Origin of the sequence: Paenibacillus sp. FSL R5-192 (assembly GCF_000517845.1) — a bacterium.
Classification (GTDB): Bacteria; Bacillota; Bacilli; order Paenibacillales; family Paenibacillaceae; genus Paenibacillus; species Paenibacillus amylolyticus.
Genome location: NZ_ASPR01000031.1, coordinates 1 through 1,625, shown reverse-complemented (window position 1 = coordinate 1,625; position 1,625 = coordinate 1). Strand labels below are relative to the sequence as shown.

The window sequence follows — 1,625 nt, the reverse complement described above, 5'->3', positions numbered from 1 at the left end:
AGGGCAATGTCATTAAGTTTAGCTCAAAGACAAAACTGAGAATAAAATGAAATCTGAAACGGCATGGGAAAAAGTCCCGTGTCGTTTGTTTTTTTGTGTATGCAAGGAAAAAAGCGTACAGCAAACAAACGGATGGATGATCCGCTTAAAAAAGTGTTCAGACGAACCGAATTTATGCTACTCTGTAGACGAAGCTAACCGATGATTTATAACGTATTTTGCGCGTATTCTGCTGCCCTGGTCGAATGGGTCGAATTGGCAAAACGTTTTTTCGAATCAGTGCTTCAACATCGGGCGGGGGGTCATCGTCTCTTGAGCGCAGGAAATGTCTACAAACATGAACGGCAACCGTGAAGTTGACTTGGTAGTGGTACTGTTTAGCTTTTTGGGAAATGACGACGTGCGAGGTCATCATTTCTGCAAAATTGTACATGATCATTCTTGCAAAAATCTCTTGGATGACGGACTCTCGTCTCTTTGCGTGAAAATGGGTCAGACCGACGGTGTATTTTAATGCCCTGAACGAGGTTTCAATTCCCCACCGCATGTTATAGATGGACCTGAGTTCATCGGGTGGAAAATCTGCGTCAGATAAATTCGTAATAACGGTCTCATAAGCGCCATCCGACAGGACAAACCGAACGACTCGAAAAGATATGGGGTAGTACAGATGCTCCTTCAAATCTAAGAAATCAAAGGTAGACTTAGAAGGGATGAACTTGTAAATTTCGGGATGAGCTTTGACCTCTTTGGTTTGTTTTTTAGTAAGCACTAGATGAACCTCCTGATCAAACGAACCGCTATCGGGTAAACGCAAGCCCGAGAGAATACCACTGGAGGCCAGATCTTTTACTCGAATGACATAGCTCCACCCTTTGCGTTCAATATGTGCGAAATTGTTGTAAGTTTCATAACCTCGATCGGCAATGACAATGGTTTTTCCCTCGATGCAGGAACGGTCAACCATATCCCCTAACGCTTTTCTCTCATTACTTAATCTTCGCGGTTGAACAATCGCATCCACGTAAAGTCTGTTGCAAAGGTCGTAGGTGGCGTTTAAATGCAGCAGATTATAGCCTCTTGCTTCCGGTTGACTTTGAAAATAGGTGTCGGTATCCGCAGGGTCAGTGGCGAAATGCAAATCCGAACCGTCAATGGCGAGTAACCGATACCCTCGGTAGTTCTTGAGATCCGTAACCGATTGCGTAAATTCTTGAAACAAATATGCCATGGCAGACGGCAAGATTTTATTTCTCTGTTGGACAAAAGCAGAAGAAGTGGCCGTATTTACATCATAGCCCTGTGATTCCAAGAGTTCCTTGTATAAACTGTTTCCGCCCATAGAGATCAGTAGTTGCATAACCGTTTCAAACGGTAATTTCTTCTTACGGGTAAAATCTTTTTCAGGATTTTTGACATAAGGTGCTGGTGCAACTGACATTTCTCGTATGAGAGAAGTGAGTTTTTCTTTTAGCGAATTCGCATATTCATTCATTGGCGTAACCCCCTCGTTTTCCAAGGGCTTCGCCACACCTTTTTACCTGCTTGTCAAGTCTTTTTTCTTATTTTCACACATAAAAAAAGCAGGCTATCTTTTCGATAACCTGCTCATTTTATTGATTTTT

1 protein-coding gene is annotated in these 1,625 nt (G+C 42.6%); it reads right to left on the bottom strand.

Going from position 1 to position 1,625, the window contains the following annotated elements; all coding sequences use genetic code 11:
- Positions 1–172: 172 nt before the first annotated feature.
- Positions 173–1,495: an IS4 family transposase gene (locus tag C161_RS19245; protein WP_036672060.1), complete on the bottom strand. Its 1,323-nt coding sequence runs from the start codon at positions 1,493–1,495 to the stop codon at positions 173–175.
- Positions 1,496–1,625 lie beyond the last annotated feature (130 nt).